Annotated in this window: 9 protein-coding genes; 6 read left to right on the plus strand and 3 right to left on the minus strand. The window is 60.8% G+C overall.

Going from position 1 to position 14,551, the window contains the following annotated elements; all coding sequences use genetic code 11:
* Positions 1–313 precede the first annotated feature (313 nt).
* Entirely contained in the window at positions 314–1,204 is an 891-nt protein-coding gene (locus AC3WJM_RS08400; protein ID WP_492271601.1) for a MurR/RpiR family transcriptional regulator, read from the minus strand.
* 584 nt (positions 1,205–1,788) lie between these two features.
* Here AC3WJM_RS08400 and AC3WJM_RS08405 point away from each other — a divergent pair.
* The 6 genes from AC3WJM_RS08405 to AC3WJM_RS08430 all read left to right on the plus strand — a co-directional run bounded on the left by AC3WJM_RS08405 (position 1,789) and on the right by AC3WJM_RS08430 (position 9,463).
* The gene (locus tag AC3WJM_RS08405; protein ID WP_492271602.1) at positions 1,789–1,992 is read left to right on the plus strand and encodes a hypothetical protein; all 204 of its coding nucleotides are present in this window, start codon (positions 1,789–1,791) and stop codon (positions 1,990–1,992) included.
* Position 1,993: 1 nt separating this feature from the next.
* Positions 1,994–3,436: an amidase gene (locus AC3WJM_RS08410; protein ID WP_492271603.1), complete on the plus strand. Its 1,443-nt coding sequence runs from the start codon at positions 1,994–1,996 to the stop codon at positions 3,434–3,436.
* A 253-nt stretch (positions 3,437–3,689) separates the two neighbouring features.
* The gene (locus AC3WJM_RS08415) at positions 3,690–4,382 is read left to right on the plus strand and encodes a cyclase family protein (protein WP_492271604.1); all 693 of its coding nucleotides are present in this window, start codon (positions 3,690–3,692) and stop codon (positions 4,380–4,382) included.
* A gap of 224 nt (positions 4,383–4,606) precedes the next feature.
* Complete coding sequence (locus AC3WJM_RS08420) at positions 4,607–5,554, plus strand: hypothetical protein (RefSeq protein ID WP_492271605.1); 948 nt, start codon at positions 4,607–4,609, stop codon at positions 5,552–5,554.
* 218 nt (positions 5,555–5,772) lie between these two features.
* The gene (locus tag AC3WJM_RS08425) at positions 5,773–6,798 is read left to right on the plus strand and encodes an aminotransferase-like domain-containing protein (RefSeq protein ID WP_492271671.1); all 1,026 of its coding nucleotides are present in this window, start codon (positions 5,773–5,775) and stop codon (positions 6,796–6,798) included.
* 346 nt (positions 6,799–7,144) lie between these two features.
* Entirely contained in the window at positions 7,145–9,463 is a 2,319-nt protein-coding gene (locus tag AC3WJM_RS08430; RefSeq protein ID WP_492271606.1) for a CehA/McbA family metallohydrolase, read from the plus strand.
* Between the two features lie 206 nt (positions 9,464–9,669).
* On the opposite strand, the gene AC3WJM_RS08435 is transcribed toward AC3WJM_RS08430, so the two are convergent.
* A complete protein-coding gene (locus AC3WJM_RS08435) occupies positions 9,670–10,755 on the minus strand; it encodes a DUF8462 domain-containing protein (RefSeq protein ID WP_492271607.1) in 1,086 nt (361 codons plus the stop codon).
* 393 nt (positions 10,756–11,148) lie between these two features.
* Positions 11,149–14,505, minus strand: a complete 3,357-nt coding sequence (locus AC3WJM_RS08440; protein WP_492271608.1) for a tetratricopeptide repeat protein — start codon at positions 14,503–14,505, stop codon at positions 11,149–11,151.
* Between the last annotated feature and the right edge of the window lie 46 nt (positions 14,506–14,551).

Consider the following 14,551-nt stretch of genomic DNA (forward strand, 5'->3'; position numbering starts at 1 on the left):
GACGGCGCTCCTTTGACACCGATGGCGGCATCCAGGTTGACTGCAGTCACGGTTTCTTCCTCCTTATAAGCAGTGAAAAGTTCGCGACGCCAGTGCCTTGGTCGACCCTGGCCCCGAACCATCCAGGCATCCGCGGTCCTCTCTGGGCATCGTTTAGACAGCTCGGGTAGCCGATGAGCAGTCACCAGGGACTGAGGGGACGGCCGGGGTGGGTCATTCGTCCCGGCTCTGTGCTGCGTCGAGATGTTCTTCGGTTCCAACCAGATTTTGGCTTATAGGCACACTCAGCCTGTATGGCTTTTTTGAACGCCGTTCACAGCTTTGCCCGGGCGCTCATGTCCGCAGCCGCTTCCAGTGCGCGCTCGGATTGCTCGGGTGCTCTCAACGCAAGTCCGACGAAAAGTGCATCGATGACAGCAAGGTGGGCCAGCCGGCTGGCCATCACCTCCAAACGGAATCCGTAATCGAATCCCCCGGCCACGAGGACGATGGATGCGATTTCCGTCAAGGGTGATGCGCGGAAACTCGTCAGTGCAATAACGGTTGCTCCCGAGTCTTTAGCCGCTGCCGCGGCCTCGACGGTTTCCCGGGTGGAACCTGAGTGGCTGATGACGAGGCAGACCGTCCCCTCGGAGAGGTGATAGGAGTGCAGTCGTTGCGCAGCCGAGTCACCGGGCGCGCTCACCGTTCGACCGAGCATGGCCAGACGATAGGACGCGTCTCGAGCGGAGCCGGCAGAGGTCCCGTTCCCGACAACGACAACTCGCGTCGCCTGCTGGAGAGCATCAAGCGCTGCCGAGAACGACTCGGACGATACAGTATCGGGAACCCCCCGCACCGTTTCAGCGCTTTTCGCCGCGATCGCGCGCAGGACTTCCTCGGGCTGAGTATCGCTGGTCAGCACCCCGCTGAACGTCAGTCCGGGGTTCCCATCTGCGGACATTTCCTGCCTTGCCAGGTCCCGGGTCACGGCCAGCTTCAGCTCTTGAAAGCCGCCATATCCCAGGGACTGGCAGGCGCGGATCACAGACGACTGTGAGGCCCCGGACCGTCTGGCCAGATCACTCACGGTCCCCACGACGACGTCTTTCGGTTCCTGGACGATAGCTTCGATGATGCGCTTGTCGGTGGGCCCAATGAGGGTTCGGGAAGACTGCACACGTGTGATGAACTCACCCTCGGTCAACTCTTGGAGCAACGCCATGCCTCGATTACCTTCCCCCGAAAGAAATGCCAGTGCCATCGAATGGGTCCGCCGGCCCGTGCGACCGCGTCCGAGGACAGCTGATGGTGTGACGGCGAGCCAGGGAAGCGTGCCCCTCGGTTGGGATTCGCGTGCAATCCGGGTATTCCCGTACGACAAGGCGATTCAGATCCAGGAGCAATGAGCCTGGCCGAGGCAGGCTTGCCAGTTGACCGCCCTCAGCGCGCCGGGCGCGAATCCTTTCCGGACGGCCAGGATCCGAGCGGCGACCGGGCAGGGGCCGGGATGGCAGTTTCATTTTCTTGAGTGTCTTCGCTATCACATCAGTGACCTTACGTCACCGCTCTGGAAGAACGGTCCACGAACATCATCTGTATGTGGAATGTTCCATTCTTGTTTACCTGCCGGTCGCTACAGGGGTCCCCGGTTTCCATAATGTTTTGGTCATGAGAAAACCGAAACAGAAGCGGCGCGAGCACGCCCTCGGGTGGGTGGGCAGCACACATTGCCTCCACGGGTGAACAAGCAGCGATAGTGCATACCGGTTAATTGCTGATCCAAGAAGACTGTTGAGGTGTATAAGCATGCTAAATAGCGAAACGATAAGCGACTTCGCGAATGAACTTCACCATCTGGCACTGGACCAGGGGAGGGCGACCGCACTGGCTCAGCATGTTGCCGGGCTGAACGAAGTTGTGCGCGCGGCGGCCGCCCGCATGGACAGCAGCGACCAGCCCGCGCTCTTCGATCGTCTGTTGCTCGACCTGAGTCGTCCGGCAAGGAGCTGATGTGACACAGGACATCGCATCCTTGGGCTTGTGCGAACTGGCCGAAGCGATCAAAACGGGCCGCGTGTCCTCGGTACAGGCGGTCGAGGCCTGCCTCGACCGCATCGATGTGTGGCAGCCGCGGATCAATGCTTTTGTCGAGATCGATCGAGAAGAAGCGTTGGAAGCGGCGCTCGACGCTGACCGCAATTTCGCCAAGGGGAACGTGTTCGGTCCGCTGCATGGTGTGCCCTTGGCGCACAAAGACCTGTTCCGTCGGGCCGGACGGGAAGCAAGCTGCGGCACCCGGATCTTTTCGGGTGAAATTGCCGGGGAGACAGCGACTGCACTGAACCGCCTCGCAGACGCCGGCGCCATCCAAGTCGGAACACTCAATATGTCCGAGCTCGCAGGATTCGACACCATCGGTGAAGAGCCGCTGGGCCCGTGCTACAACCCGTGGAGTGCAGAGCATTTCAATCCCGGGTCATCGAGCGGGTCCGCTGCCGCAATTGCCGCTCGCCTCACCTTCGGCTCCCTGGGATCGTGCACGGGCGGATCCATCCGGATCCCTGCGGCAGCTTGCGGCGTGGTCGGACTCAAGCCGACCCATGGCAGGGTCAGCCGGCATGGGTCGCTTGTGCGCTCATGGTCACTCGACGCGATCGGGCCCATGGCGCGAACCGCGCGCGACGTCGCGAGGCTGCTTGGCTGCATAGCCGGATTTGACCCGAGCGATCCGTCCTCGAGCGGCCATCCTGTCGAGAAATATGAGTCCATGCTCTCGCCCAAACTCAAAGACATCCGAATCGCTGTGCAGCAACGGTGGTGGTCAGAGGTGGATAGCGAGGTCGCCGCCGCCTTGACCGCATGCCAGGAGGTCCTGGCAACCGCAGGCGCGGAGCTGCAGACGGTGGATGTCCCCGATGGGCATCTGCTGTGGGATCTTGCCATGGTCCTCAGTGATTGCGAAACCGCCACGATCTTCGGCCCGCATCTGCGTGAGCGGGGCGCCGAAATAACCGAACCCAACCGCAACCAGCTCCAACGCGGCAATTTCATACCAGCGCCTCGTTATCTTGAGTCACTGGCGCTGCGCGGTCGCTACCTCAGAGAATTCTGTGAACGCGTCTTCGCGGACGCAGATGTGCTGCTGACCCCGGCCCTGCCTATTCCAGTCCCGACGATGGAAGCGATGCGCAACCCGCAGATCACCGAAGAGTTCAACCGCACCCGAGTCATCAATATCTACACGAGGCCCTTCAACTATCTGGGACTGCCGGCAGTGACTGTTCCATGCGGGTTCACGCAGAACGGCCTGCCCGTCGCATTTCAACTTGTGGGCCGGCCCTTTGACGAAAGAACTCTTCTTTCCGTCGCCCACGCATATCAGATGGCGACCGACTGGCACCTGCTATCGCCTCAGCATCATGACGATTCAGAAGAACACAAACCCCACACATGAAAGATCGAAATGCTCTGCCCAAAGCCATCCCAGGAACATCCCCGAAAGTCTCAGCAGGACCATTGGTAAGTGTCCGAGACGCCGCGTCGCGTAAGCGCCCGGCACCCGTCTGGCCCGTAACGGGAGCGCCATACCGGCAACCCACCGATTTGCTCCCGCGAACCACCACGCCTCGACCCACAAACCGCCCGTGCCATCGAAAGCTCGACACGAGCGCAAGACCCGCATGACCTCTATCAGGAAGGCATTCCAAATGCAGTTGATCGATCTAAGCCGCGAACTGCATCATCGCGCACCGGCCCCCGTCGGACATCCTCCCATCATCATGGGCGTGTGGAATGATCACGATGAGGTGAAACAGGCCGGCGCGACACGCTTCACATCGAAATCGTACGCCCTGTCGATGAGCGATCACTCAGGCACACATGTCGATGCGCCATGCCACTTCGACCCAGCGCCAGGCGCCGCCTCGATCGATCAGATCCCCCTGGAGAACTTCTACACCGAGGCGATTTGCCTGGATCTCTCCCACGTGCCTCTGAAGCACGAAATCACGGTGGCCGAGATGGAAGCAGCGCTTGCACAGACCGGTGAACAGATCAAACCGGGCGATACCGTACTCATCGACATGGGCGTCAACAAGCGCCTCTGGGGGACGCCGGGTTACTTGCACGACTTTCCGGGTCTGCACGTCGATGCAGTGCACTGGCTGGCCCACCAGGGCATCCTCATGTTCGGTGTCGAGGCGATTAGTCCTGCACCGCTCATGGAGCCGAATTACAAAGCGCATCTGGCCTGCGCGGAGCGCGGCATCACTCACATGGAAAGCATGTGGAATCTCGACCAGCTCGTCGGCAAGGGGCGATTCCGTTTCATTGGCTTCCCGCTCAAGATACGCGGCGGCACTGCCAGCCCTATCCGTGCGGTCGCGGTGCTCGACGGCTGAACCGCTCATTCTCCGAGAACCGGGACACCTGCGACAAGCAGATCCACGGCCAAAGCAAAGTCCAGCACACAACCAGTTGTCGATAGTTGTGGAGGCAATTTGAGAAGAGGGACGCAAATATGGTTAATGGAAGTCGGCCTTTCCCCGGGGAAAGGCATTTCGAGCATAATAAAATTCAAGGGCTGAGCTATTTCAGGGCGGGCGACGATGCCCGCCCGCTTGCAGTGCTTCTTCCCGGCGGAGCCCACCTCGCCAGAGTCTTCTACGGCGATCCGGGCTCGAACCGTACGGACTTTTTGGACTACTGGCTTGAAGAGCAGGGCTGGGGCACGCTCGCCCTGTCCTACCCAACGGACCACCCCGCGGTCGGAGCCCCCGCACCCGACCTCACCATCGCGGCATGGGCTGACTGGGCTGCCAACGCAACAGCTGAGGCGATCGGTGGAACACCAAACCGCCCCGTTGTCGTCGCGATGTGGAGCATGGCCGGCAGATCGGTCGCAGCCCTCAATGTGGCCCTTGCCGCTCGCGGCATCGGTCCCGTCTGCTTCTTATCGCTGGCAGCCTCTCCACCGCTTCCCGGAGTCAACCATGTTGCACCCGGCGGCGACCCGCTTACCCCGGAAGGGCTATGGGGAGGAGGGGCATACGTCGATGGGTTTGTGCCCAGCCTCTTGGGCCAGGATCTGCTCAATGGCCACACGATTATCGATGAAGACCGCTACCTGACAGAGTACCGGTGCAATACACCGGTCATGCTTCGAGGAACTCCGCAACGCTTCTCGGCCGAAGGTTCGTATTGGAGCCACGATGAAGCCCATCGAGATACGCGAGCCTCGAGCTTTTCAGATTTCCCTTTGACCGCGACGATCACCCCGACGGACCGCTCCGACGGCAAGCACGTCCTGTGCGACCGGGTGAACTGGAATTTCTTCAATCTGCAAAGAATCAATGCCCTGGCCCAGGCGACCGACCTGGACGTGGGCCGTTGGACCAGGCTTCGTGCTTTGGCGGAAGAACTCCCGCCGCGGCTGTCACGGAACGTCACCGGCGGCCATTTCTTCTTCGTGGGAGCCCACGGAGCCGAAGCGACTGCTACCCACATGATGGAGCTGTTCGCCGAAATGGACAGTCTTCGACACGATATTCGCGAGCTGATCGGCCCGGCCTAGCAGAGAACCAGTGTTTGCAGAGCACGGGCACCCGGAAAAGAGCCGACTCCGCGGACGCAGACAGCACAAGCAATAACCCATGCCGTCCAGAGACCTACCCGCAGGGAACTTCGAACAAAAGACATGCGCACCTCAATGCACACCCACAAACCGAGAGGTATATCTTGATTGACTTGAGCAAGATTAAGTCCCCATATACGAGCGCATACAGCAGTGCTGTGGACGCCGGTCTTCGCGACCTGGAAAGGTCGGCAGTCCGGGAGGCGCTTCGCAACCACCGGTACGGCGGAACGGCCCCTGACCTGGAACTGGCATCAAGTTGGCTCAGTCGCAACCGGGGCTGGTCATTCGATCCGAAACGGATGGTGATGACGCACGGAACGCTCAACTCGATCGATATGCTGCTCTCCTATCTGGTCGGAAACGGTGGCACCCTCTTCGTCGAGGAGTTGACATTCCACCACGTGCCCTGGCTCGCGGACCGGCTGGGAATCCGGGTTGTCCCCCTCTCCATGGACCACGAAGGCATACGCCCGGAGGAGTTAGAGGCCGGCTGCCGATCAACACCGGGCCGCAAAGCGCTTTTCTGTGTTCCCATCGCACAGAACCCGACGTGCGCCACCATGAGCAGGGAGCGACGGCATGCGATTACACGCATAAGCGAACGGCATGGTCTGCACATCATTGAAGACGATGCTCAGGCTTTGGTCGTTGACTCGCCCCCGGAACCGCTGGCCGCCACCTCTAACCTGACATGGTGGGTAATGGGACTTTCAAAATGCATCGCCACCGGACTGCGGCTTGCCTATATCAATGCCCCGAGCGAAGCGCTTGCACAAGAATTTCTGGCCGTATCTTTGCTGCAGTCGACCTGGTACGCAGCCCCGCTCTCCGCGGAACTCTTCAGTCACTGGATGAAATCAGGAGACGCCGATCGTATCCTGTCTGCAGTACGCGAAGAGGCACGATGGCGCTCGGACACCGCACGGACAGCATTGAGCGGGACGGAGGCAGTCAACGCAGCCGGGGCACTGCACGTCTGGGTCCCCAAGCTGGAAGACGAATCCGAGCCGCTATCGGACCGGCTGAAGCAGAAAGGACTAGCCGCTCGTCCAGCCAGTGAGTTTGCCGCCTCCGGGCTTCCTCGCCCAGGCGGAACCCGATTGTCACTGACCAATGAACCGGAAGTTCGGCTCAAAAGCGGGCTGGACATCCTGCGCTCAGAGTTGGTGAAGGCTGATTGACGTGAAGATCGATCAACCCGGAACCGGTGTCCCAGTATCAGACATCGCCAGCCTCTTCACGCCGATCGAGCTGGGCCCCTACGCAAATGCCGGGCCGCACACGTCGCCGGACGGGGAACTGCGCTGGAAGAAAAAAGGGCCCGCGGTGAGGCGGTGGCCCTCCGGCGGTCCTCCCGACCTGGACGGCTTTCCGGTGGGGAACCAGTTCTTCCACGGCGTTCCCTTCGATCTGCCAGATCCGGCCGGCAACAACGGCCTGTGCTGGCTTGCGCTCAGCGACCAACCCGGCGTGTTCAGCCAGAGGACCGTAATCCGCCTGCCCGAGCCCCAGAAGGCCGCGGGCCTGGTGGTCGCCCATTTCACCGACCTGGAAACGCCAGAAGCCAGACTCGGCGAGTTGCTCGCATGCTATACCTTGATATTCTCCGACGGTGAGCGCGCCGAGATTCCGGTGCGCCGGCAATTCGACATCGCAGGGCGCCAAGGAACAATCGGGACGCAAGGCCACGCCGCATTGCCCCATATCCAATATCGGCCCGCCCGCACCACCGCCCTTGGATCGGACAGCCGCTCGTACTTCACCGGCATCGAGACAATAGACAGCCCTCAAACGTACTGGATCATGGTCCTGGAGAACCCGTCTCCAAACAAAGAGATCGCCGCCATCGAGCTGGCGGCCCGCCATCCAGACTTGACGCTCATTGGAGGAATCACCCTTTCCCGGTCTTCAGCCAATCCCCTCCGCCGGGGACCACGCGAAGGTATCATCATCGATCTGGCAGAACTGGATAAAGCGGGCGATGAGCAGCACTCCATCATTGACTTCCCACCAAATACCGAATTCATCCCTGTTACTGACGGGATAGCGTTGGCCGTGACCCTTGGCGACGTCATCCGATGCGATACCCTGCCGTCGGAGCCGATCGGAGAGTGGCTCAAGGCTCCTTTCAGGGGCTGGGGGGCGCCAGCAGAACAAGCGCCTGACTCTCGCATCTACGCACAGATCAGTGCAGCACCCGACGCGCACCTATTGGTGCGGAGGGAGAATTCCACACTTGCCTTCCGCTGGAAAGATATTTTGGAGTCGAAGTCACCGATCAAGCGTGCTGCACACGAGTGGACGCGCCTTGCCGTTCGCGTGCTGGATGCGGCAGACGGGCGTGAGTTGCCGTCCCGAATCCATTTCCGGGGAGAGCACGGCGAGTATCTGCCGCCTCTGGGGCACACGCCGGTTGTGGACAAGACCTGGGGCCAAAGTGTCGGCGGCGACGTGCAACTAGGCAGGACGAGCTATGCCTACGTGCCCGGCCGATTCGAGATAATGCTGCCCGTTGGAGTAGTCGGAGTCGAAGTTGTGCACGGCTTCGAATATAAAACCGCCAGGTTCAAACTCGACATCGAGCCGGGGCAGTCGGAACTCGTACTGAAGGTGGAAAGGTGGAGCAACCTTCGCCGGAAAGGATACTTTTCCGGAGACGTCCACGTGCACTTTCTCGATCCGGTGACGGCGGCGCTCGAAATGGGGGCCGAGGACCTGAACGTGATCAACATCCTGGCCGCACAATGGGGCCGCGCCCATACGAACATCCCGCACGGCATATCGCAGACGTACGGGGACGGCTCATCCGATCGGCTGGTCCAGATCGGGAGCGAAAACCGCCACCATATGATGGGCGACGTGTTCTTGCTGAACCTCGCTGAGCCGATCCTCCCGCTCTCAAGCGGCGGAGCCGAGCGGGACGACATCGGCGGCTGGGAAGAGGCGAGCCTGATCGACTGGTGCTCGGCCTCCAAAGCCCAAGGCGGCCTCGTGCTCGCTCAGCTGACTCCAACACCGCACGCTGAAGTGTGTGCAGCAATTGCCCTGGGCTTGGTCGACGCAGTAGAAGTCCGCTGGTTCGACTTCGGGTACGCGGCCCATCTGCAGATCGACGGCCACTGGGGAGAAACGCCCTTCTCCTTCCCCGGTGTGCAGCAGTGGTACGCCTACCTCAATGCGGGATACCGCCTGCCGGCCATCGGCGGGACAGACAAGATGTCCAACGCAGTGGCGGTCGGTGCCCTGCGCACATACAGCTATCTCGGCGATGGAGCGTCCTTCGACTACGATGCCTGGTGCGCCGCAATCACGAACGGCCGGACGTTTGTTTCAACCGGCCCGTCGCTCGAACTATCTGTTGACGGCAAGGTGCCGGGCGACGTGATTCAGTTCCCGTCAGAAGGAGGGCAAGTGCGTGTCACGGCAACAGCCCGTGCGGGCCAGCCTTTCGAGGTGATAGACCTCGTGCAGAACGGACAGGTCATTGCCCGAGCGGATGCGAATCCCGACGGGCTGTCGGCCGATCTGGAGGCGACGGTGAGAATCGATGGCAGTTCATGGCTCGCAGCGCGTTGCTACGGCCGGGGCAAGCTGTACACCGAATCTCCCATCGATATAGCGGCCCACACCTCTGCGGTCTATGTCTCAGTAGGCAACCGACGCCAGAGCTCCGTAGGAGATGCGAGCTACTTGCTGTCCCTCATTGAGGGAGGCGCGGCATACTTGGAAAAGCTTGCGGTTTGGCGAACCGAGAGCCAACGCGTTCACCATTTGGCGCGCCTGGGCGAAGGCCGGCAAGCTATCCTCCAGCATCATCCCCAAGCACAACTGGGGGGTGCTGACTGACCAGTTCAGCGGAGCTGCCCCGAACAACGTCGACGGGCGTGCGGGGAGGGGGCCTGATTTGGAGGGGATCGCCAGATTCCGATTGTGATGGACCGGGGCTTCGCGGGGGAAGAACGGTGCGCGTTGCCGTGCGAGGCACGTGTTCGCGAATCCGTCTTCTTTGGACACTTGAACCTTCCCGGCCGGGCCGGCTGATGTTCGGGCGGTTATTGCCTCAGGTAGTCCCTCAGTCCGGGAATGGCGAAGTCGACCTTGCCGTACCCTGCCGATTCAATCAGCCCCGCCGCGATCAACCGGTTGCGGTACTTCGAAACAAGGCTGGGTTTGGACTTGATGATGTTCCCGATCTGGGCAGCTGATGATGGGCCTTCCTGCTGGGCCATGGCGTCAAGGAATTCACGGTCCTTCTCCGAGATGTCTGAGAGGGCGGACTCAACGACAACCAGGGCGTTCCGTCGCCGCGCGGCTGCGATGGCGCTGGTGACACCGGCCCGGTCAAGGGTCGAGCGTGCTCTGTCGGCCTCCATCCAGAGGTAGTAACCCACGAGTTGGATGAGGAACGGGTAACCTTCCGTGGCCTCTGCGGCCTCGTTGATGAGCTCCTGCGGGACGTCGATGCCGCCTTCGCTGAAAAGTTCCTTGTAGGACGAGGTGACTTCGCCGATGGCGGCCTCGTGGAGATTGATCCTGTCGGCCCGGCGGAGGAAAGTCGCGACGCCTTCGTTGAGGAGGTCTGAAACGGCCGACGGCAGGCCGGCGAAGATGAGGCCGACGGGCAACCCGTCGCGAATGAAGTGCTGCACATCTGCTGCGAGTTGGGAGATTTCGGTCCGGTCCACGGCATGGATTTCATCGATCGTGATGACCAGCCCGGTGCCCTTGCTATCCAGCAGACGCAGCAGTTCCTCTCCGGTGCGCCGCCAATCCGGGATCCGTTCCGGCGCGAGTTGTGTCGTCACGCCGAAACCGGCGGCCGAGAAGGCGGTGATTTTTCGCGTCGGAGGTCCGTCTCCGAGTTCGTCGAGCAGCCGGAGCATGTCATCGCCGACCTTGGCCAGGAACCCTGGGTTGGCCGTCCGGGAGATCACCGCCCAGCCATGCTCCCGGGCGATCGATTCCGCTGCGCTGAGCATCACGGTCTTGCCGATGCCTCTGGACCCTGTGATGATCGTTAGCAGTCCGGGCGCTCCGGAACCCTGCCGGAGACCATATTCGAATTCGTCCAGGAGCCCGGCCCGCCCGACCAGATCAGGGGGAGTGGCGCCCGCTGTTGGCTTGAAGGGATTCTGCAACGGAACCTCCCGGGTAAAAGTAGGTAAAACTGGTGAAACTGGTAAAACTTCGGCCAGCTTAGCACCCAATGCCCGCTCCCGGTGCGCTTGATCGCGGGGGAGAACGCCTGCCCAACCGAAGACTGCAGCGGAACCCACTCCTAATTTGACTTCATGGATGCGTACGAGGATCCCGCGGATTCTCAGCACGCGGGTGCAGCCGAACTGGCTCGCGGGATCGGGGACGGCTTCGACCCGTAAGGGTTCAATCAGCAGCGGCCCAAACATCGTCGGCCCCAGTGATGGCTAGGTCGGGCTGGAGCCCGAGGCACCGGACCAACATCGGAATGAGGCCGGCCCACCCGAGAGGCTGCGCCCTGCCCAACCAAAGCGCCACAGGACCGGCGAACCCACTCAAGGGAGGTGACTTCGGGAGCGCGCCATAGATTGCAATGCTGCAGCAGTTTCCAAGGTAGCGGGGTGTCGCTTACCCAATCGGCGTTCCTGCAGTCCGAGCGTTCGTGTGAGTTCGCGGACTCCCTCGGAGATGCGCCCGGACCGGCGCAATGCGAGTGCATATTCGCGGCGCGCAAGCAGGACCTCAGGATGGGTCTTTCCATAAACTCGGATCGTCGAACGAACGAGAAGACGCAGCTCAGTGGCAATGCGCCCAGACATTTGCCGCGTTTGGCGTGCGCTTGCCAAGTATACTCGCGCCCTCAAGGAATACATATGCGTCTCACCGTACCTCCGGCCCAAGTATTCGATGGCCTTCCTGAGAATACGGATCCCTTCCCTACGAGCGCCCGCGGCCACTGTCCAGCGCCCGAGTTCGCTGGTAAATCGCAAAGTGGCGTAATGCTCTTCTCCGAGCACCTCACGCTGAACATTCACGATCATCCGCAGTTCGTGTCGTGCAGCGGCAGCGTCTCCTCGCAGTCCCAGCAAAATCGCGAGCCCACCACGTGACTCCAGAGTGTCCGGATGCCGTTCGCCGAGCGAACGTTCTTGGGCCGGAATAACGGAACGATATGACTGCAATGAAAGAGGATGCCGGCCAGCCATCATCAACACCTCGGCTTCGTTGATGCGAAACCGTAATGCCTCTCTATGCTCATCCCTCCAAACCATCCTCCGATCTCGCAGCAGAGAGTGGAACTCTTCGAGAGCTTCACGCAAATAGCCCGCTTGGCCAAGCCAATACGCATAGTTGTTTCGAGTCCGCAGTGCTTCGCCAGGCGTTACGTCATTTGCTTTGTGGCGAAGTGGAGCCAGAATTCGAAACCCAGAGAGCGATGCTCTCACGTTCCCGGCGATACCGAGCCAGTACGCGTAGTTATTCCATGTGCGTAACGTGTCACGGTGCTCCATCCCCAGAACCGCTCGTCTGACGGCAAGGACCTTCTCGAACTCCGCCAATCCCTTGTCCAGGTCACCGGTGCGCGCCATCCAGAGCGCAAAGTTGTTCCAACTCCGCAAGGTTGCTTCGTCTACCTCTCCAAGATGAGTGCGCCGAAGGGGCAAGACTTCCCGGAAGCCGGCGACAGCGCCCGGCCCATCACCAGACTCCCCAAGCCAGCCTGCTCGGCTGTTTCGCATTGTCAAAGTACCTGGAGCGACGGGCCCCAGTAGTGCCTCGATCTCGGTCGCAGCAGAATCCCACCGTTCGTAGGTGCCGCGAGGATCGCCTGGGTCGTCGAGCATCTCGAGAGCGGAGACGCCGGCTCTGCCATCTCCGGCCGCGAATGCATGACCCGCCCATGCCTCGAGTGCATAACGTCGTATTTCTGGTGAAGGCTTTCGCTCCTTGTCAGCGAACTTCTGGCTAATAGCGTGTTGCACCGCCCCATGGGATTCAACGGCTCGCCATGATTCCTTCGGCTGCAACTGCGCATAGAGTTCAGCATGGGCGATGCCGACATGTTCATTGTCGGTTCCGGCTTGACCTCGCTGGATGAGGGGCTCGAGAGCTGCCAATACAGTGCGCAGATCCGACAAGGACAATGAATCAGGTAAGGTGCCCAGGAGAACCGCGAGGGGGAGCGTTGGCCCCAAAGTAGTGACGGACAAGATAGCAAGTACATCCTCGGCCAAGCCGCCGAGACGCCCTAGGCTGCTCACTGCGTAGTCGCGGGCGGCGGTGGTGGTTCCCGCAAAAATCAGCGAAGATATATGGCTTCCATCCTCTTGCATGTCTCGAGCTCCAACCATGACGCCAAGAAGGAGTTCGCGCGGGAGAACTGTCAAGAGGCGAGCAGTGAGCCAGCCGCCGGGTATCTCAGCATCTTGACGATATGCATCTCTAAAGCTGTTGCCCCAACCGAAGGCGTGCGCTGCATCCGCCCAAGTGGGGGCTGAAATTACATGGACCTGCCCTCCCCATTGCTCGAACGTTTCGAACTCCTGGCCAGAGCGTTCAGTTACGATCAACCGCACGCGTGTCAGCGACTTGTCGGAGACGAGGCGCCGCAACATGTCGTGAAAGGCCTGCCGGTGTTCGGGTGCGAGTTGGTCGATCCCGTCCAGCAGCAGATGTGCGCGTTCGGTTGGGTATTGCCTTAGCCATTCAGCAAGAGGACGCAATAAGTGCCGCTCAGCAGTGTCGATATTTGCGCGTCGAACCCAGTAGCCTCCGGAGTCAAGAAGGATTCGCACCTTCTCGTGGGCTTCCCAGAAGGCTGGAAAAGTCTCCCCCAGCTGGGTCGCGAGCTCTACCGCAACGCCTCCAGGAGTACTGACGGGGTCGAGGAAAACTGCCGCCGAGACTAGCTGCGGTAGCCGCAAGCTCCGGGCATCGGAAACTTGGGTGGCGAGCTCAGGTTCGATCAACGCAGCGGCCATGGCCGACTTCCCCGATCCTGCTGGTCCTCGGATTATACGAAGGCGAGCATTTTTGGTCTCATCGATCGCCACCAAGATTTCTCGTTGGGCGTCGCTGAGTGGCATATCACGAAGCAGTGATTCCACCCGTGCAGCGTCAGGCCGTCCGGTCAGCGCATTTCGGCGAACGCTCGCGTTCCGCGCGAGCCAGAGGCCTTCGTCGAAGAATCCGGCAGCATTCACCCTTCCGCTATTCAACGAGATCTGACGGGGCGCCTGCCCTGAACATGCCTTGGCGAGATAGGTCAGCAGTCGTGCCGGATGAAGATATGCGCCCTCGCCGGGCAGCCCAGTGCGCAACAGGTCGGCTAAAGCCTGGGTGAATTTCCCGTCGAAGGCTGGCATGTCCGGGGCGTCACTCGCGACAAGAACTTCAAGGCGCCCGCTTGTCAGTTCGGCGAAGTCTATGGAGGCCTTCAGCGGCACGTCCCCGGTCGAGCAGGCGTCAATGAGGAGAATGACGCCATCGATTCCGACTGCATCGGTGAGTGCCTCTCTGATGACAGCCAATATGTCTAGCTCATCTGCCGCCATGCCGGGCATCGGATGCTCGCCCGGGAGCTGAAGCAAGAGTCTAGACAGATCATTCGGGCAAGGCTGTGCTCTAGCGTGTCCAATGAAGTGAATAAGCAGCGGTTTCGCCTGGCTTGCCGCGAATTTCACCGCAGACCGAATTGACTTCTCAGCCGTACCCGCATCTGGGTCGATTAGAGGCGAGCCTTCGTATATGGACCATTGTCCGCGCTGACTCAACTCGCGGGCGAGGTTCTTTGCAAGTTCTCCGGCTTGTCTCAGCTCACGATCCCCTGCAAACCCTTGATCAGCATCAGGAGCAGCTCCCTTGGCCGAGGCGATCAACAGGGCAATACGAGAGGGGCGTTCATCTTTCATAGGCATACACACAATTCCCGCTAGCGGTCGATTGCTCTTTGAGACC

Source organism: Arthrobacter sp. FW306-1B-G06A (assembly GCF_058781765.1).